The sequence below is a fragment of the Streptosporangium sp. NPDC000095 genome (genome assembly GCF_042899335.1).
Taxonomy (GTDB): domain Bacteria; phylum Actinomycetota; class Actinomycetes; order Streptosporangiales; family Streptosporangiaceae; genus Streptosporangium.
This window is the reverse complement of the sequence record NZ_JBIAZS010000007.1, coordinates 240143-258321: the sequence shown is the minus strand read 5'-3', so window position 1 is coordinate 258321 and position 18179 is coordinate 240143. Positions and strand designations below refer to the sequence as shown.

Here is an 18179-nt window from a genome sequence, read left to right as displayed (position 1 = left end):
GTTCATCAGGGAGAAGTGATGACGCTGTCCATGCTTTCCGGCGAGCCGGAAGTGATCACGGTGGGGGCCGACGTGCTCGGCGAGGCGCTGGACGCGCAGGCCGTCTCGCGGGTCCGGGTGGACTGGCGCCCGCCGATGCCCGGCACCGAGGCCGACCTGGCCAGGGTGCTGGCCGACCCGCGCAGGGTCCGCGCCAACGAGACGGCCGTGGGCCGCCTGGTCGCGGCGCGGCCGCAGCTCGTCGGGGTGCGGCCGGCGCACGAGGTGCTCGACCTGCCGAAGGGCACGTTCCTGCACGCCGGCCCGCCGATCGAGTGGGAGCGGGCGTCGGGACCGATGCGGGGCGCGCTCATCGGGGCGATGCTGCTGGAAGGGCTCGCCGCCGACCCCGAGGAGGCCGAGGAGCGGCTCGCCTCCGGGGGTGCCCGGTTCGACTCCTGCCACCACCACCGCACCGTCGGGCCGATGGCGGGTGTGGTCACCCCGTCGATGTGGATGTTCGAGGTGCGCGACGCCGAGCACGGCGGCACCGCCTACTGCTCGCTCAACGAGGGGCTGGGCAAGGTGCTGCGCTACGGCGCGTACGGGCCCGAGGTGCTGGAGCGGCTGCGCTGGATGGCCGAGGTGCTCGGCCCGGTGCTCCAGGCCACCCTGGAGCGGAGCGGGCCGCTCGATCTCAGGTCGCTTGCCGCGCAGGCCCTGCAGATGGGCGACGAGCTGCACAACCGCAACCGCGCCGCCACCTCGTTGATGGTGCGTGAGCTCGCCCCCGACGTGGTGGAGGCCGCGCCCGGCCACGCCTCCGAGGTCCTGCGCTTCGTCAACGGCAACGACCACTTCTTCCTCAACGCGGGCATGGCCGCGTGCAAGGTGAGCACGGACGCGGCGAGGAACGTCCCCGGCTCCACGATGGTCGTCGCGATGGCCCGCAACGGCACGGACTTCGGGATCCAGGTCTCCGGGCTGGGCGACCGCTGGTTCACCGGCCCCGCGGGCGTGCCGGACGGCCTCTATCTGGGCGCCTACGGCCCCGAGGACGCCAACCCCGACATCGGCGACTCGACGATCACCGAGACGGCGGGGCTGGGCGGCTTCGCGATGGCCGCGGCCCCGGCGATCGTGAGGTTCGTCGGCGGGAACGTGTCGGACGCGATGGCGGCCACCCGGTCCATGTACGAGATCACCCTGGCCGAGCATCCCGCGTACCAGATCCCGGGGCTGGACTTCCGGGGCACGCCGGTCGGCGTCGACGTCACGCTGGTGGCCAGGACCGGCCTGCTGCCCACCGTGAACACCGGTATCGCCGGACGGGTCGCGGGAACCGGGCAGGTCGGCGCGGGGCTGGTCAGCCCGCCCGCCTCGGCCTTCACCTCGGCCCTCGCCGCACTCGCCGAGGCCGCCGATCATGAACACACGGCTACGTATTGATCTTTTGTCTATTAAGATTGGGTAAAGCTGACAATTTCCCCATCCGCCGGTAGCATTCGGCGACGTTCAGAGCGTGGACGCAAGATCAGTGATCTGAAGAGCACCGATCCTGACAAATACCGTCATACGCCTTCTCGGCATGCAAACTTCCATAACCAAATGCCCTCCCGATATCGTGTCCACCGCACAGGGCTGGTTTTGGGGAACGGGGAACGATGACCGATCGCTTGCTCGGGAGAAACCCCCTGGGGCCTGAGGGCGGCGATTCCGCGGGCGCGACACCGGAGGGCCAGGGCCGGCTGGTGGGCAGGCGCTACCGCCTGGTGTCACCGGTCGGACGTGGCGGGATGGGCATGGTGTGGCACGCGCACGACGTCCTGCTCGACCGGGACGTCGCGGTCAAGGAGTTGATCCTCCCCTACGGCCTCGACCACGCGGGCAAGCAGGGAGCCCACCGGCGGATGCTGCGCGAGGCCCGCTCGGCGGCCCGGCTCAGCCACCCCGGCATCGTCACCGTCCACGACGTCGTCGAGGAGGACGGCCGCCCCTGGATCGTGATGGAACTGGTCCGCGCCTGGTCGCTGGAGCAGGCCGTGCGGCAGAGCGGGCCACTGCCCGTGGTCCAGGCCGCGGAGATCGGCGTCCGGGTGCTCGACGCGCTCCGCCACGCCCACGCCGCCGGGATCATGCACCGCGACGTCAAGCCGGGCAACGTGCTGCTCACCTCCGACCGGGTGGTACTCACCGACTTCGGTATCGCCGCGATCGAGGGAGACGTGACGGTCACCCAGACCGGCCTGATGATGGGCTCGCCCGCCTACATCCCGCCGGAACGGCTGTCGGGCCAGCCGTTCACGCAGGCCTCCGACCTGTGGTCCTTCGGCGCCACGCTGTACGCGGCGGTCGAGGGGCGTCCTCCCTACGAGGGACCGGACGCGGTGGCCGTGCTCGGCGCGATCCTCACCCAGGAGCCCAGCCGCCCGCAGCGGGCCGGTGCCCTCATCGCCGTCATCGAGGGCCTGCTCCGCAAGAACCCCGCCGACCGGATGAGCGCCTCGCAGGTGTCGGACCTGCTCGATCGGGTGCTGCGCAGCCACGGCTCCAGCACCCCGAACCGCGCGCCCAGCCCCATGCCCTCGTCGATGCCGATCCCGGGCGACTCCATGCCGATCCACCTGGTGCCCCCGCTGAACGCGCCGTCGGGGCCGCCCCCCTCCCGGATCATCGAGACGCCCTCGGGGCCGATCCGGGTCCCGTACGCCAACGACTCCTCGGGCGGCGACGCGCTCTCCGGCCCTGCGAGGTCGCACCGCGCGGACCTGCTGTCCTTTCCCGCGTCCGGCTCGGGCGGGTTCCCGCAGGCGGGCGGGGCCACCGGTCTGACCGGCGGGCACCAACGCGGTTACGACGCGCTGCGCATCCCGGCCACCGGACCCGACGGAGACCCGTTCGACCCGCTGAGCAGTTTCTCCGGCGACCTGCCCGTCGCAGCATCGTCGGTACCGTCGCCCGCGCAGCCGTCCGCACCGCGTCACGGCGGGCAGAGCGAGGCGTCCAGGGCCCGCGAGGCGACGCGTCGGCCCACCCCCTCGGCGCGGGAACCGTCCTCCCGCACCGCCGTACGGGACTCGCGGTCCGTCACCTCGCCCGGCCGGAGCGGGATGCGCGGGACCTCGCGCCGCGCCCGGGGAAACAGCGAGGGCGGCCCCGACTTCCGGCTGCTCATGCTCGGCGGGGGCGGCGTGCTGGCCATCGTGGTCGCCGGACTGCTCGTCTTCCTGCCCAGCGACGCCTCCGACACCCCGGTCTCCACGATCCCGTCCACGGCGATCTCCGCCACGGACGCGCCGGTGACGTCCACCGGGCCGAGCGAGGAGATCCCCGAGGGCTTCAAACTGGCGAGCGCCGCCGGCGTCTCCGGCGCGGTGCCCGGCGACTGGACGGTGAAGGCGAGCTCCGGCGGAGTGGTCACCTTCACCGGGCCGAAGAGCGGCGGGCAGACCATCGTCGTCGCCGAGGTGCCGGTCGAGGAACCGATGACGGCACTGGGCAAGGCCAGCAAGAAGGGCCTGGACGAATACACCGAGGTCAGCGTGATGGCGGTGAACTACCGTACGTGGAAGGCCGCGGACTGGGAGTACACCTACGTCCAGCCGAACGGTGTCCCGATGCACGGGCTGACGCGCTACGTCGCCCTCAACGGCCGGACCGCCTACCAGATCACGTTCAAGGTCCAGGACCTGGACTGGGAGAAGAACGCGGACATCCTGGAGACGTTCTTCGCCACCTTCAGCTCGGTCAGCTGATCCCGGCGACCGGCCGTCACCCCCGGCCTTCTCGCCGTCCACCATCCTTCACCTCACCACCGATCCCTCCCACCGTCCGTGCTCCTTCGTCTCATCACATGCCTCATCGGCCGAACCCCGTCCCGTCGTCCTTCACCCCGCACCGCCGTCCCGCCATGTCCAGGTCGCGCCCGCCGTCCACCGTGCCGCTCCCGAAAAGGTCTCGTGGCTCGGTCATGAGTGATGGCAGACTTCGCTCGTGACCGCGAACCCCACGAACACCACGCCCCCCGGCGCCTCCCCCGGCAGGAAGACGCGAGTCACCGCCGTACAGCGGCGGACGCTCACCGTCCTGTCCGCCGCCCAGATCAGCGGCGGGATCGGAGTCGCCGTGGGGCTCACCTTCAGCTCGGTGACCGTGAGGGAGCTCTCCGGCTCCACGGCGCTCAGCGGGCTGGCCGGCACCGCGACCGTGCTGGGTGCGGCGCTGCTCGCGCTGCCCACCGCGAAATCGTCCGGGAGGAGTGGCAGGCGCGCCGGGCTCACCCTGGCCTACGGCTGCGCCCTGCTCGGCTGCCTGGTCTCGCTGCTCGCGGTCGCCCTGGGCTCCTGGCCGCTGCTGCTCGCCGGGCTGGTGCTGTTCGGCGCGGCCAGCGCGGGCAACCTCGCCTCGCGCTACGCCGCGACCGACCTGTCCCCGCCGGGGCACTCGGCCAGGCACCTCTCGCTGGTGGTGTGGGCCACCACCGTCGGGTCGGTCGCCGGGCCGAACCTGGCGGAACCGGCCGAGCGATTCAGCACCGGGCTCGGGATGCCGTCGGGCAGCGGCCCGTTCGCCGTCGCCCTGGTGAGCTTCGCGATCGCCCTCGGCATCATCGTGGTCGCCCTGCGTCCCGACCCCCTGCTCCTGGCCCGCTCCGCGTCTTCCAACGCGTCTTCCGACACGTCCCCCGACTCCGACGTCCCCGCGCCCGGACCCGCCCCCTCGGAGAAGGGCGCCGGGACGTTCCGCACCGCCTGGCGGGTGCTGCGCGGGACACCCGTGGCGGCACGCGCGCTGGTCGCGATCGCGGTGAGCCACACCGCGATGGTCTCGATCATGTCCATGACCCCGGTCCACCTCGACCACGGCGGTTCGACGTACACGGTCATCGGGATCGTGATCAGTCTGCACATCGCGGGGATGTACGTCCTGTCGCCCGTGGTCGGCTGGCTCGCCGACCGGGTGGGCAGGACAACGGTGCTGGTAGCGGGAATGGGTCTGCTGCTGGCCGCGGCCGTCCTCGCGGGCGGGGCCGGGACGCACGACGTCACGCAGGTGGCCGTCGGACTTCTCCTGCTCGGCCTCGGCTGGTCGTTCGGGCTGATCTCCGGCTCGGCGATGCTCAGCGAGGCCGTGCCGCTGGAACACCGCACCCCCGTGCAGGGCCTCTCCGACCTGCTGATGAACGTCTGCGGCGCGGCCGGCACCGTGATCGCCGGTCTGATCGTCGGTGGTCTGTCGTACGGCGTGCTCGGCGCGGCGGTCGCGGTCATGGTGACGGTCACCGGCGCCTGGCTCGCCCTCACCCGCGCCTGAGCCACGACCGCCCTCACCCGATCCGCTCAACCGGCGCCCGGGAGCGTCCGAAACCGCCCGGGACGCCCGGCCCCACCGGGCGTCACTTGGCGTCGGCGTAACACCTGACCGGGACGGCCAGCATGGGGAAGCGCACCGGGGTCGATCCGAACAACAACCGGGTCGCCTCCTCCGCGGCCTTGCCGACCGCCGCGACGACCTCCTCCGCCTGCTCGGCCGGGCAGTGCACCATCACCTCGTCGTGCTGGAAGAACACCAGTCTTGCCGGGTCGGGAAGCAGGCCGCGCAGCACGGCCATCAGCACGAGAGCCCACTCGGCCGCGGTCGCCTGGACGACGAAGTTGCGGGTGAACCGGCCGCGGTCGCGAGCCGCGCGGCCTCCCTCGGGGCCGGAGACCAGCTCCCGCCAGCGGGCGGAGGGCGGGGGCGAGGTGCGGCCCAGCCAGGAGCGGACCACCTTGCCCTCCTCCCCCGCCCTGGCGGCGTCCTCCACGAACTGGTAGGCGCGGGGAAAGCGCCGGCGCATCACGGCCAGCAGCTTGGGCGCGTCTCCGCTGGTGCCTCCGTACATCGCCGACAGCATCGCGATCTTGGCGTTGTCGCGCTCGCCGCCGAACGCCTGCGCCAGCGCCTGATAGAGGTCTATCTGCCCGGCCGCCCTCGCGAGGCCGACGTCCCCCGCCATCGCGGCCAGCACACGCGGCTCCAGCTGGGCCGCGTCGGCGACGACGAGCGTCCAGCCGTCGTCGGCCACGATGACCTTGCGCATCAGCTTGTGGATCTGCAGGGCCCCGCCACCGTTGGTCGCCCACCGGCCCGTCACCACGCCGCCCACCACGTATTCGGGCCGGAAACGGTGGTCGCGCACCCACTGGTCGGCCCAGGCCCAGCCGTGGAAGCTGTAGAACCTGGCCATCTCCTTGTAGGCGAGCAGGGGCGCGACGCCCGGGTGCTCGACCTGCTTGATGTCGTGGGCCCTGGTGGAGGCGACAGGCACGCCCGCCGCCTTGAACGCCCTCACGATCTGCTGCGGGGAGTCGGGGTTGAACGGCGTACCGAACGCCGCCGCCACCTCGTCGGCCAGGGCCTGGAGCTTGGCGGGCCGCATGCCGTGCACAGGACGCGGGCCGAGCAGGCCGGTCAGCAGCTCGTCGTGCACGTCCCGGCGCCAGGGCATGCCCTCCCTCGCCATCTCCGCGGCGACCAGCGCCCCGGCCGACTCCGCGGCGACCAGGAGCCGGAAGCGCCCGGGGTCGGCGGTCGCCTCCACGCGCCGCAACTGGTCGGCGTAGACCTCCGCGACCAGGTCCGCGTCCGGCGGGGACGCCTCCTCCTCGAAAAGCGTGGCCTGCCGTGCCTGGGGTCCGTGCGGATCGTCGGGCACGGGCAGGCCGTGCAGCCGGGCGTAGGCCGCGGGGGCCGACCTCGGCTCGCCGAACCGCCCTTCGTGGGCGAGGAGCAGGCCCTCGGTCAGCGCGAGGTCGTGGCAGCGTGCGAGCCGCACCCCCGCGGCGAGCAGGGCGGGGTAGACCTCCCGCGTGTCGGCCCAGACCCAGCGCGGCCCCCGGGCCTCCATCTCGCGGACGGCCGAGGCCAGATCGGCGACGGCCCCAGCGGGCTCGCCGTCCACACGCAGCACACCCCCACCCCCGGGAGCCGCCGCGACCGACACGTGCATACGCCCACCCTGCCACGCCGGTACGACATTCTCGATCAGACGAGCGGTATGACGATCTCGTCCTCGACCGGGGGCTCGATCTCCTGCCGCAGGCAGCCGGTGGCGGCGAAGCAGCGGATCGTGAGGGCCTCCGAGGTGACCGAGACGTGCAGGAAGCTCTTGAAGAACGGCGGGGTGTCCCAGTCAGACAGCTCCGACAGGTAGCGGTGGAACGTCCTGCCCACCGGGAGCCGCAGCGGCATCGGCCAGCCGCCGAGGATCCTGGCGGCCCACCGCATCCGCCGGGTGATCGGCACGGCCGGGATGTCCCTCACCGGGGTGTTGCCGATCCGCCGGGACATCAGCGCCGCGCTCTCGTCGGGCGTGAGGTAGAGCCACCGCATGCGCAGCCGGTCACTGTAGAGCCCGCTGTAGAACGAGAGCGAGTCACCGCGGAGCGGGTAGCAGCGGTAGTCGTCCTCGTGCACGCCGCCCACGGTGACCCTCGGGATGGTGTGGGTGGCGTGCATGAAGGCCCCTGATCCGCCCGCCACGAGATACTGGATGGTCCGGTCCCCGACCTTGACCGGGAAGCGCTGGTAGTTGTGCACGTCGCCGCCTATCGCCGCGATGTAGTTGTGCGCGGGGTCGGTGACGATGTCGTCGATGGTTCCGCCGCCGGCCAGCTTCGACGGTTTGTAGTCGTTACGGCTGTAGATGGGCTTTCCGGTGATCAGCACCTTGGGCCGGGGATCGCGGGAGACCTCGCGCAGCCAGGTGGCCTGCTCGGAGTCGATGTCGCCGCGGATACCGGTGTCCACCCCGACGATGAGCAGCCCCGGGGTCTCCATCGCCCAGTAGGGGGCGGGCTGCACGGCCCGCTGCTCCGGCTTCGCCCGCAGCTCGCGTGCCCTCGCCAGCCGGGCCTCGTCGATCTTCTCCGGCTTGCGCCAGAGCAGACCGCGCAATCCCGAGGGCGACAGCTTGAACCCCTCGTTCTCGGCCTCCAGGGCGGGGGCCTCGCAGAAGACGCGCATGAAACCACCGAGCCCGTCGTACCAGTCGTGGTTGCCGGGGATCGCGTAGATCGGCGCTCGATAGTCCTGGTACGGGCGGAAGAACTTGTCCTCGTACTCGTTGCCCGAGCCGGTGGGGTAGATCACGTCGCTGGCGACAACCGCGAACGCGGTGCCCTCACCGACTTTGAGCATGCCCGGCACCACGGCGTACTGCGAGGCGTCGCCCTCCCCCGTGTCGCCGAGGACAAGGAAGGAGAACTCGGAGCCGACGTCCATCGGGATGCGGAAGGAGGGGTCGACGCCCCGGTCCCGCTGCGAGCCCACCCAGCGCGCCCTCACCTGCCCCGAGGGGTCTCCGAACAGGATCGCGAGGACCTCGTTCCGCGACCGCCAGATGGTGCGCGGGTTCAGCCAGGAGAAGGTCTCCTTACTGGGCAGCAGTTCCTTGAAGGTGCCCGTCTGGGCGCAGGACCAGCCCGCCCCCTCCTTCGACACCCGGGAGGAGACCTCACGCCCGCGCTCCGCCGCCTGTCTTATGTCAACCATGGCCCATATCTTGGCAATGATCTTAAAAAGCCGCACACCTCTCGGGAAAGGCGGCCGATCCGGAAGCCGGCGAGGACTACTGCGGGCCGTTGGGGGCCGCCGAGGTAGGTCCGGTCGCGGCCTGCGCGGCGGAGCGCCGCCCAACGTGCGGGCCGAATCGGAGCCCGCCCTGCCCTTCCCTGCCCTACCGTGCCCCCCGTATACCCCCGTATCCATCTGTGCCCATCTGTGCCCATCTGTGCCCGTCGCGCCGTCACCCGCCCGGCGGGACGAGAACGCCGGGGTTGAGAATGCCCTCGGGGTCGAGCCTGCCCTTGATCCCGCGCAGGATCTCCACACCCAGGTCGCCGATCTCGGTCGCGTAGGCCTCCCGATGGTCGCGACCGACCCCGTGGTGGTGCGAGACGGTGCCCCCGGCCGCGACGATCGCCTCGTTGACCGACCGCTTGGCCTCTCGCCACTGCCCGACGGGGTCGTCGCCCTGCGCCGTGACGACCGTGAAGTACAGGGAGGCGCCGGTGCCGTACACGTGGGAGATGTGGCACATGACCAGCGGCGAGCCGAGCGAGGCGCGCAGCGAGAGCCGTACGGCGTCGTAGAGGCGAGGCAGGTTGGACCAGAACCCGGCCGTCTCCAGGGTCTCGACGGTCGCGCCGGCGGCGAGCAGCGAGTCGCGCAGATAGGGCGCCGAGTAGCGTCCGTGAACCCACGACTCCCCCGGATCCGTGCCGAGGGGGACGCCTCCGAACCCGGACAGCACGGCGGCGACCCGCTCGCGCAGGGCGGGCACCTCGGAGAAGCCCTCGTATCCGGCGATCGCCAGACAGCCCGCACCGGTCGGCGAGGCGCCTATCTCGCCGGGGCGTGCCAGGCCCACCATCGTCTCGGTCTCGTCGGACAGGCGCAGCACGGTGGGCACGACGCCCTGCTGGACGAGGTGTCGCAGCGCGGCCGATCCCTCCGTGAACGAGGCGAACCGCCACCCCTCGTAGACCCGTTCCTCGGGCGCGGGCCGGACGCGGAGTCTCAGGGAGGTGATCACGCCGAAGGCCCCCTCCGAGCCCAGGATCACCTGGCGCAGGTCGGGCCCGGCCGCCGACCTGGGCGCCCGGCCCAGCTCAAGGGTCCCGCGCGGAGTGGCCACGGTCATGCCGACCACCATGTCGTCGAAACGCCCGTACCCGGCCGAGGCCTGCCCGCTGGAACGGGCGGCGGCGAAACCCCCCAGCGTGGCGTACTCGAACGACTGCGGAAAGTGACCTAGGGTGAACCCGTGCCCGGCCAGAAGCCGCTCGGCCCTCGGGGCCCGGAGCCCTGGCTCCATCTCCGCGACCATCGACTCGGCGTCGACGGCGATCAGCCGGTCCAGGCGGACCAGGTCCAGCGCGACGACACCGGCGAAGCCCTGCCTGCTCGCGACCAGGCCGCCGACCACGGAGGTTCCGCCCCCGAAGGGGACCACGGCGATCCGGTGGGCGGCGCAGACGGCGAGCACCTCCAGCACCTCGCGGTGCGAACCGGGCAGCACCACCGCGTCGGGCGCGTCGGAACCGTCTCCGGCGCGCATACGCATCAGGTCGGGGGTGGACTTGCCACGGGTGTGCCGGACGCGGGCCTCGTCGTCGGAGCGCACGTGATCGGCGCCGACCACGCCGCACAGTTCCGCCCGCACGGGCGACGAGAGGGTCACGGCGGGCAACCGCACCTCGCCGAGCTCGGCGGCCCGCTCTGGACGCGGACTCACGCCCAGCACGTCGTGGAGCAGTTTTCTCACCGGTTCCGGCAGGTCGGCGGCCTTGCCGGGATCACCCCAGCCGGACCAGAGCATGGGCTCGGTGGCACTCGTCGGATTTTCCACCCTTACACTGTGACACATGACGTCTATTCGTCACAATGCGGACGTGGAGAGCAGCGGCCAGGTGCTGGACGCCGCCCGCGAGGTGGTCCTCGCGGTGGGGGTGCGGCGCGCCACACTCACCGACGTGGCACGCAGGGCGGGGCTCTCCCGCATGACGATCTACCGCCGCTGGCCCGACATGCGGACCCTCGTCGCCGACCTGATGACCCGCGAGTGGGTGAGCGTCGCGGACCGGTTCGCGACCGGGGACCCGGTCACCTCCGCGGTGGCGGCGGTACGGGCGCTGCGCGACCATCCGCTCTGGCGAAAGATCGTCGAGGTGGACCCGGAGCTGCTCCTGCCCTACCTGCTGGACCGCAGGGGGGCGAGCCACGAGGCCATGCTCGCGCTCGTCGAGGCGGCGATCGTCCGAGGCCAGGAGGGGGGCACCGTGCGGCGCGGTGACCCGGCGAGGATGGCCAGGGCGGTGCTGCTCACCGCCCAGTCGTTCCTTCTCTCCGGCCCGACCATGCTCGACCCGGCCGGCCCCGACACCCCGGACGGCACGGTCGGCCTGAACGGCCCAGGTGGCCCGGGCGGCACGGACGCCCCGGTCAGCCTGGACGACCTGGACGCCGAGCTCGCCACGCTCCTGGAAAGGTACCTGCGACCGTGAACTCCTCTCTCAACGCCGCCCGCCGCGCACGCGAGCTGGCCGAGGTGCGCGACCTCGTGGTGGACGTGCTGGTGGTGGGGCTGGGCGCGACCGGCGCCGGGGCGGCGCTCGACGCGGCCTCCCGCGGCCTCTCCGTCGCCGCGATCGACGCCCACGACATCGCCTTCGGGACCTCCAGGTGGAGTTCCAAGATGATCCACGGCGGGCTCCGCTACCTGGCCAAAGGGCAGGTCGGGGTGGCGTACGAGAGCGCGGTGGAGCGCGGCCACCTGCTCGGGCGCACCGCGCCGCACCTGGTCAGCGCCCATCCCTACCTGCTGCCGCTCGTCCCCGAGGTCTCCCGCCGCCACGCGGCGCTGCTGATGACCGGATACCGCCTCGGCGAAGGGCTGCGGGTCGCGGCACGCACGCCCCGCCACCTCCTGCCCGGCCCCTCACGGATCTCCGCCGCGCAGGCTCTCGCCCTCGCCTCGCCGCTGGACTCGCGCGGGCTGCGCGGCGCCCTGCTGTCATGGGACGGGCGCCTGACCGACGACGCCCGCCTGGTGATCGCCGTGGCCAGGACCGCTGCGGCCCACGGGGCGAGGATACTGACGCGCTGCCGTGCGCTGGAGCTGTCGGGCGACGGCGCGCTGGTCCGCGACGAACTCGACGGGGACATCTTCACCATCCGGGCCAGGACGGTGGTCAACGCCACCGGCGTCTGGGCCGCCGGACTGCACCCGGGCATCCGGCTGAGCCCTTCGCGCGGCACCCACCTGGTCCTGCGACCGGAGACGCTGCCCGGCCTGGCCGCGGGACTGCACGTACCGGTTCCCGGGGAGAGCAACCGTTTCGTCCTCGTTCTTCCCCAGCCCGACGGGCGGGTCTACGTCGGGCTCACCGACGAGGCGGTGGACGGCCCCGTCCCCGACGTACCGCAGGCGCCGGAGGATGACGTGACCTTCCTGCTCTCCATCCTGAACTCCGTGCTGGAGGAGCCGATCCGGCGCGAGGACGTCGCCGGGACCTACGCGGGGCTGCGCCCACTGCTCGCCGGCGCCGGCGGCGGCCGCAGCGCCGACCTGTCCAGAAGGCACACGCTGCTGAGCACGCCGGACGGGCTGATGACGATCGTGGGCGGCAAACTCACCACCTACCGGAGGATGGCCGAGGACGCGATCGACCGGGCCGTGTCGCTGGGCGGGCTCGACGCGGGACCGAGCCGCACGGCGGACCTTCCCCTCGTCGGGGCCGGCGCGCGCCCGGGGAAGGACGCGAACGGCGACGGGCGCGAGGGCCGGGAGGCGGACCGGCTGCTTGAGCGGTACGGGAGTGAGGCGGCCGCCGTACGGTCCCTGATGGCGGAGGACCCCTGGCTGGCCGAGCCCGGGCCGACCGGGGTCACCGGGGCCGAGCTCGTCTGGGGCGTCAGGCACGAGGGCGCCCTGGACGTGGACGACCTCCTGGACCGGCGCACCAGGGTCGGCCTCGTCCTGCGGGACCGCGACGCGGCCCTCCCCATGGCGCGTGCCGCACTGGCCTACTGACGCCTGCCCGCCGGAGCCGGAAGGCCGCCGACGCACGCGCCTTCACCCACCTGTGATCGTTTCGCTCCTCGCCACCCCTCTCTCACCATTAGGTTAGTCTTACCTAAGTCAGAGCGAGGAGAGAGCGTGAGCACGGGGAGCGTCGTGGGCAGGGCGGACAGAGCGGTCAGAGCCGCCAAGGGGTGCACCCACCCTCCGGGCTGTCACACCGGTGAGCTGCCACTTCACGCCAGCGCGACCGTCGGAGCCCGCTTCTGGCTTCTCATCGAGCACCCCGGCCCCTGGGCCTCCCACCTGGAAGACTGCGATCTTCCCAAGGAAGTTCACACTCTTATCAAACGGGCCACCCGCCTCGGCATCCGCCCCCAGCTGATCCGCCGCCCGGGACGCAGAAACCTCGTGGAAACCGGCATTCACGTCATGGTCGCCGACTCCGGATCGGCCGAACCGTGGATCGCCGAAGGCGTCATCGCAGATCCGGACGATCTTAACCTTGACAACGTGGTGGCCGGAGTGGTCCCGGAGTCCTGCATACTTGTGAGTGAGCCGGTTTTTCTGGTCTGCACGCATGCCAAGCGCAACGCGTGCTGCGCCCGCATTGGACTACCCCTCGCTCGGTCCTTGGCAAAAACATTGCCGGACACAGTATGGGAAACATCACATGTTGGCGGCGATCGATACGCCGCCAACCTCGTGTGCTTGCCACACGGGCTTTACTACGGCAGCATGTCTCAGGCTGCTGCGATCGCGGCAGCCAACGCGTACCGGTCCGGCGAGGTCATCCTCGACCGTTTCCGGGGACGCGCAGGCATCCCTGAGCCACTGCAGGCCGCTGAGCATTTCATCCGCGTTCATACGGGTGATCTCTCGGTTGGCGGAGTGGCCGTGGAATCCTCCAGGTTGGACGGCGCCGTCACCGAGGCATTTGTGCGCGGTAATGGCACCCGTTTTCGGGTAGTGGTTGAACCCATGACGCTGACAACGCCATGCGGTACGGCTTGCGCCGATACGATCACTACCTACCGGCTGGTCACGCTGGACAGGGTAGCCCCTGTGCGGTACGCCACGTCCGCGCTGACCTGACCTGAGGGAACATCACGGCCAATCCAGGCGTTGTCCTCAGGGACGTCACAAGCGTCCAATGCGGCATCAACCAGAAATACCCTCTCACTATAAGGTGGTTTTCTCATGTCTCAGGTACGTCGGCAGACCGCCCGGCCTCGGCCCAGCTGGGGCTGGCAGGATGACGCCGCGTGCCGGGGCGAGGACCTCGTGCTCTTCTTCGGTCCCGACGGCGAGCGTCAGCCCGAGCGTGACATCCGCGAGCGTAAGGCCAAGGCGATCTGTGCCCAGTGCCCTGTTCGCGCCGAGTGCCTGGACTACGCGCTCTCCCGTCCGGAGAAGTACGGCACCTGGGGCGGTCTGAACGAGGACGAGCGCGCCTCCGAGCGTCGCCGTCGTATGCGCCGCGCCGCCAGCGCCGGCATCAGTGCCGTCGCCTGAGCAGTACCTCCACCCGGCTTCCCCCGCACGTGTGATCTCGCGAACCCCCTGCGAGATCACACGTTGTCGCGTCGGGCCCCGCGCGTGCGGCCCCCCGGAACGGGCGACCGCACGGCGGGTTTCCCCCGCACTTCCGCTTCTCACCAGGGCCCATCGGTTCCCTTCAGGGCCCTTTTCGCGTTTCAGGGCCTGTTGCGGCCCGCCTTCCGCATCTCCTTGGTGATGCTCTTCCATTTGCCCTGGAGCTCCTTGCGGAGCCGCGCGTCAGTCCTGGACGCCATCCACGCGGCCTCCCGCTGAAGCTTGTTCCAGCTTTCCAGCCGCCGCTCGGCGAGCGTGCCGTCCTCGATCGCGGCGATCACGGCGCAGCCCGGCTCGCTGTCGTGGCGGCAGTCGCCGAACCTGCACCGCGCGGCGAGCTCCTCCAGGTCCGAGAAGACCATGTCCACGCCCTCGCCCATGTCGTACAGGCCGATGCGGCGGATACCCGGCGTGTCGATGATGAGCCCGCCCCCCGCGAGCGGGATCAGCTCGCGGTGCACGGTGGTGTGACGGCCCCGGCCGTCGCCGGCCCTGACCTGCTGGGTCTCCATCACCCCCTCCCCCGCCAGGGCGTTGACGAGCGTCGACTTGCCCGCCCCCGAGGCGCCCAGCACCACCGCGGTGCGCGTGCCCTCGAGGTAGCCGCGGACGATGTCGACGCCCTCGCCCGTGACGGAGCAGACCGGGTGCACGTCCACACCCGGCGCCGCCGAGGCGACCTCTTCCATCAGGAAGCCGAGGCCCTCGCCGATCAGGTCGGACTTGGTGACGAGCACCACGGGACGCCCCCCGCTCTCCCAGGCGAGCGCGAGCAGCCGCTCGATCCTGCCCAGGTCGGCGGTGTCGGTGGCGTGCAGGGCGGGTTCCGCGACGAAGACGACGTCGACGTTGGCGGCGAGCACTTGGCCCTGGGAGTCGCCGGAGAGCCCGCCCCTGGAGACCCTGGCGACGCCGCCGCGCACGAACGCGGTGCGCCGGGGCAGAAGCGCCTCCAGCTCGAAACGGCCCTCGGCCAGGCGGCGAAGCCCGGCCCAGTCACCGACGCACGGCAGGGCCACGGGGTCGGCGGCGGCGTCGCGCCGCACCCTGGCGCCGTAGTGGGCCCGGAGATGACCGGAGGCCGTCAGCACCTCGGCGGCACCGCGATCGACGCGGGACACCCGGGCGGGGATGAGGCCTGCGGGAAGCTCGGCGGCGAGAGAGTCGTTCCAGCCGAGCGAGGTGAGGACGGATGAAGAAGAGATGATTGGCGAAGACAACGTAAGCACCCTTGTGGAAGGCCGGGTGCCTCGTCGCGAATCGGCTAGGCGGGCACCCGGAGGTTGATGGACGGCAGGCTCACCAGAACAACCCGCATGCTTCCCACCTCCTGTCGCCTCGTGGCCGCGCGTTTCTCGAACGGCTTCTTCGGGAGAACCTTAGCGCAGCGCCTCCCGTCCGGCGCAAACACATTTTTACCGTGTTTCCCGGGGCGCCCCGGGATCCCCCGGGCCGAGCCCGGAGGACTCCAACCGGCCCGGACGTCGCCCGGTGCGCCGCGAACCGGTGGAGATCCCCCGGAGGGCGGGGCCGCGATCGGGGTGGAGAATCACCCCGATCGCGGCCCGCCCTCCGGGGAGGAGATCACAGACCGGGGGCGGGGAAGTGGGAGGTGAGCTCCCTGACCTCTCCGTGGACCCGGGTGATGACGTGCTTGGCCTCGTCCTCGTCCTTGGCCAGGGCGGTGACGACCTGGTCGATCCAGGCGCCGATCTGCCGCATCTCGGCGACGCCCATGCCCCGGCTGGTCACGCCCGCGGTGCCGATACGGATGCCCGAGGGGTCGAACGGCTTGCGCGTGTCGAAGGGCACGCTGTTGTAGTTGGTCTCCAGCCCGGCCTTGTCGAGGGCCTGGGCGGCGGGCTTGCCGCCGATGCCCTTGGGGGTGAGGTCAAAGAGGATGAGGTGGTTGTCGGTGCCGCCGGAGACCAGGTCGAAGCCCCGGGCCAGGAGCTCCTCGGCCAGCGCCTGCGCGTTCATGACCACCTGGCGGGCGTAGTCCCTGAACTCGTCGGTCGACGCCTCCTTGAGCGCCACCGCGATGGCCGCGGTGGTGTGGTTGTGCGGGCCGCCCTGCAGACCGGGGAAGACGGCCTTGTTGAGTGCGGTGGCGTGCTCGTCGGAGGTGGCCATGAGCATGGCGCCCCGGGGACCGCGCAGGGTCTTGTGGGTGGTGGTGGAGATGACGTCCGCGTGGCCCACGGGCGACGGGTGTGCGCCACCGGCCACCAGGCCCGCGATGTGCGCGATGTCGGCGGCGAGCACCGCCCCGACCTCTCGGGCGATCTCGGCGAAGGCCGGGAAGTCGATCGTGCGCGGGACCGCGGTGCCACCGCAGAAGATCAGCTTGGGGCGCTCGCGCAGGGCGATCTCGCGCACCTCGTCCATGTCGACGCGGCCGGTGTCCTGCCGCACGCCGTAGCGGACCGGGTTGAACCACTTGCCGGTGGCCGAGACCGACCAGCCGTGGGTCAGGTGGCCGCCGAACGGCAGGCCCATGCCCATCACGGTCTCGCCCGGCTTCAGGAAGGCCAGGTAGATGGCGAGGTTGGCGGGCGAGCCCGAGTAGGGCTGCACATTGGCGTGGTTCACGCCGAACAGGGCCTTGGCCCTGTCGATGGCGAGGGTCTCGATCTGGTCGATGACCTGCTGGCCCTCGTAGTAACGCTTGCCGGCGTAGCCCTCGGAGTACTTGTTGGTCAGGACGGTGCCGGTGGCCTCGAGGACGGCCTTGGAGACGTAGTTCTCCGAGGCGATCAACTTGACGGTGTCGGACTGCCGCCGCTCCTCGGCCTTGATGAGCTCGGCGATCTGCGGATCCACGCTGGAAAGAGCGCTCATGCGCCTTCACTCCCCTGTCGTCGTCGACATCGCGCGAAGACCCAGGCGCTCGGCCTCCTCGCCCTTTCGCTCCCCGGTGGTCTCTCCCACCTTATGCGCCAGTCGCGGCTTAGACGATAGCGGACTAAGCCGCACGCCCGGCGCGACCTGCGCCCTCGACAGGCCAGAGCCGGTCGACCTCGGCGTTGAGCGTGGCGCCGATAAGCACGGCCAGCGCGGTGATGTAGAGCCACAAGAGCACGGCGATGGGGGCGGCGAGCGAGCCGTAGATGGAGACGGGCGAGAACCAGGCGGCGAGGACCGCGCGCAGCACGGCGGCGCAGGCGATCCAGATGACGAGGGCGAGCATCGCTCCCGGAAGCTCGCGCCACCAGCGCGTGCGTACGGGCACGCTCACGTGGTAGAGCAGGGTGAGGAAGATCACCGAGCCGATGACCACCACCGGCCAGTAGAGGATGTCGACCAGCACGGTGTAGTCGGCCGGTAGGGCCCCGCGCAGCGCGGCCGGGCCGAGGACGAGCACCGGCATCACCACGAGGCCGATCAGCAGACCCGCCAGGTAGAACCCGAAGGACATCAGGCGGGTGCGGATGATGCCGCGCTCCTCGCCGAGGCCGTAGGCGACCGAGATCAGGTCGACGTAGACGAACAGCGCCCGCGAACCCGACCAGAGCGCGAGCAGGAAGCCCAGGGAGATCAGCGAGACCTGGTTCTCGGGTTTCAGCACGTCCTCGATGAGGGGGGTGACGACGGTGTCCACGGCGTTGTCGGTGAACAGCAGGTGGGCCTGCTCGTCGATCCAGTCGCTGACGTTCTTGACCGTCTCGGGGCCGAACACCCGGGTCAGCTGGCCGAGCATGCCGATCAGGCCGAGCATGAACGGCGGGAGTGACAGCAGCGCGAAGAAGGCCGCCTCACCCGCCAGGCCGGTGACGCGGTAGGTGACGCCCGCGTTCGTGGTCGCGACGATCAGGGTCCACACGTCGGTGCCGCGGATCCACGAGAGCAGCGCCCGCAGCCTGCCCCAGACGTCCCTGCGGAGCCACGCGACGCCGGCGCGCAACCGCACCCCGGGCCCGCGCGGGGGGCGCCGCTCGGGCCCGGGCCGATGGGCCGGGGCATCAGTGGACGTCATGCCACACAACGGTATTCCTAGCCGCTCTTGATCACGAGTCAGGCGGGCAACGATCGAATCTCG

The 18179-nt window shown here is 71.3% G+C and carries 13 protein-coding genes and 1 riboswitch; of the genes, 7 read left to right on the top strand and 6 right to left on the bottom strand.

Annotated features, from left to right (window positions below; translation table 11 throughout):
- Positions 1–18: 18 nt before the first annotated feature.
- The 3 genes from ACFY3V_RS18340 (at position 19) to ACFY3V_RS18330 (ending at position 5292) form a co-directional block, all read left to right on the top strand.
- The gene (locus ACFY3V_RS18340) at positions 19–1428 is read left to right on the top strand and encodes a DUF1116 domain-containing protein (RefSeq protein ID WP_389774585.1); all 1410 of its coding nucleotides are present in this window, start codon (positions 19–21) and stop codon (positions 1426–1428) included.
- 215 nt (positions 1429–1643) lie between these two features.
- Positions 1644–3734 carry a protein kinase gene (locus tag ACFY3V_RS18335; protein WP_389774582.1) on the top strand — a complete coding sequence of 697 codons (2091 nt, stop codon included), beginning with the start codon at positions 1644–1646 and terminating at the stop codon, positions 3732–3734.
- Between the two features lie 238 nt (positions 3735–3972).
- Complete coding sequence (locus ACFY3V_RS18330) at positions 3973–5292, top strand: MFS transporter (RefSeq protein WP_389774579.1); 1320 nt, start codon at positions 3973–3975, stop codon at positions 5290–5292.
- An 82-nt stretch (positions 5293–5374) separates the two neighbouring features.
- On the opposite strand, the gene ACFY3V_RS18325 is transcribed toward ACFY3V_RS18330, so the two are convergent.
- The 3 genes from ACFY3V_RS18325 to ACFY3V_RS18315 all read right to left on the bottom strand — a co-directional run bounded on the left by ACFY3V_RS18325 (position 5375) and on the right by ACFY3V_RS18315 (position 10342).
- Positions 5375–6970, bottom strand: a complete 1596-nt coding sequence (locus tag ACFY3V_RS18325; RefSeq protein WP_389774576.1) for a bifunctional 3'-5' exonuclease/DNA polymerase — start codon at positions 6968–6970, stop codon at positions 5375–5377.
- Between the two features lie 35 nt (positions 6971–7005).
- Positions 7006–8514 (bottom strand): metallophosphoesterase family protein, encoded by a 1509-nt coding sequence (locus tag ACFY3V_RS18320; RefSeq protein ID WP_389774573.1) that lies wholly within the window; start codon positions 8512–8514, stop codon positions 7006–7008.
- Between the two features lie 253 nt (positions 8515–8767).
- Positions 8768–10342, bottom strand: a complete 1575-nt coding sequence (locus ACFY3V_RS18315) for an FAD-binding oxidoreductase (protein WP_389774756.1) — start codon at positions 10340–10342, stop codon at positions 8768–8770.
- Positions 10343–10388: 46 nt separating this feature from the next.
- Here ACFY3V_RS18315 and ACFY3V_RS18310 point away from each other — a divergent pair, with 46 nt between their 5' ends.
- The 4 genes from ACFY3V_RS18310 (at position 10389) to ACFY3V_RS18295 (ending at position 14059) form a co-directional block, all read left to right on the top strand.
- Positions 10389–11027 carry a TetR/AcrR family transcriptional regulator gene (locus tag ACFY3V_RS18310; RefSeq protein ID WP_362900174.1) on the top strand — a complete coding sequence of 213 codons (639 nt, stop codon included), beginning with the start codon at positions 10389–10391 and terminating at the stop codon, positions 11025–11027.
- Positions 11024–12556: a glycerol-3-phosphate dehydrogenase/oxidase gene (locus ACFY3V_RS18305; protein WP_362900176.1), complete on the top strand. Its 1533-nt coding sequence runs from the start codon at positions 11024–11026 to the stop codon at positions 12554–12556. The genes ACFY3V_RS18310 and ACFY3V_RS18305 overlap by 4 nt, the downstream gene beginning before the upstream one ends.
- A gap of 126 nt (positions 12557–12682) precedes the next feature.
- Positions 12683–13639 (top strand): sucrase ferredoxin, encoded by a 957-nt coding sequence (locus tag ACFY3V_RS18300; protein WP_362900178.1) that lies wholly within the window; start codon positions 12683–12685, stop codon positions 13637–13639.
- A 105-nt stretch (positions 13640–13744) separates the two neighbouring features.
- Positions 13745–14059 carry a WhiB family transcriptional regulator gene (locus tag ACFY3V_RS18295; protein WP_012893126.1) on the top strand — a complete coding sequence of 105 codons (315 nt, stop codon included), beginning with the start codon at positions 13745–13747 and terminating at the stop codon, positions 14057–14059.
- Positions 14060–14241: 182 nt separating this feature from the next.
- Here the strand turns inward: ACFY3V_RS18295 and rsgA are convergent, their stop codons facing one another.
- The 3 genes from rsgA to ACFY3V_RS18280 all read right to left on the bottom strand — a co-directional run bounded on the left by rsgA (position 14242) and on the right by ACFY3V_RS18280 (position 18116).
- Entirely contained in the window at positions 14242–15360 is a 1119-nt protein-coding gene (rsgA, locus tag ACFY3V_RS18290; RefSeq protein WP_389774569.1) for a ribosome small subunit-dependent GTPase A, read from the bottom strand.
- A 364-nt stretch (positions 15361–15724) separates the two neighbouring features.
- Complete coding sequence (gene glyA, locus ACFY3V_RS18285; protein ID WP_350946726.1) at positions 15725–16981, bottom strand: serine hydroxymethyltransferase; 1257 nt, start codon at positions 16979–16981, stop codon at positions 15725–15727.
- A 32-nt stretch (positions 16982–17013) separates the two neighbouring features.
- Positions 17014–17092, bottom strand: a riboswitch (ZMP/ZTP riboswitch).
- 13 nt (positions 17093–17105) lie between these two features.
- Entirely contained in the window at positions 17106–18116 is a 1011-nt protein-coding gene (locus ACFY3V_RS18280; protein ID WP_350946725.1) for a YihY/virulence factor BrkB family protein, read from the bottom strand.
- Positions 18117–18179: the final 63 nt, after the last annotated feature.

Excerpts from the sequence above, each read along its gene's own strand:
- ACFY3V_RS18310 (WP_362900174.1), top strand. The coding sequence starts at position 10,389 with ATGACGTCTATTCGTCACAATGCGGACGTGGAGAGCAGCGGCCAGGTG.
- ACFY3V_RS18315 (WP_389774756.1), bottom strand. The coding sequence starts at position 10,342 with ATGCTCTGGTCCGGCTGGGGTGATCCCGGCAAGGCCGCCGACCTGCCG.
- ACFY3V_RS18295 (WP_012893126.1), top strand. The coding sequence starts at position 13,745 with ATGTCTCAGGTACGTCGGCAGACCGCCCGGCCTCGGCCCAGCTGGGGC.
- ACFY3V_RS18320 (WP_389774573.1), bottom strand. The coding sequence starts at position 8,514 with ATGGTTGACATAAGACAGGCGGCGGAGCGCGGGCGTGAGGTCTCCTCC.
- glyA (WP_350946726.1), bottom strand. The coding sequence starts at position 16,981 with ATGAGCGCTCTTTCCAGCGTGGATCCGCAGATCGCCGAGCTCATCAAG.
- ACFY3V_RS18340 (WP_389774585.1), top strand. The coding sequence starts at position 19 with ATGACGCTGTCCATGCTTTCCGGCGAGCCGGAAGTGATCACGGTGGGG.
- ACFY3V_RS18325 (WP_389774576.1), bottom strand. The coding sequence starts at position 6,970 with ATGCACGTGTCGGTCGCGGCGGCTCCCGGGGGTGGGGGTGTGCTGCGT.
- ACFY3V_RS18335 (WP_389774582.1), top strand. The coding sequence starts at position 1,644 with ATGACCGATCGCTTGCTCGGGAGAAACCCCCTGGGGCCTGAGGGCGGC.
- ACFY3V_RS18280 (WP_350946725.1), bottom strand. The coding sequence starts at position 18,116 with ATGACGTCCACTGATGCCCCGGCCCATCGGCCCGGGCCCGAGCGGCGC.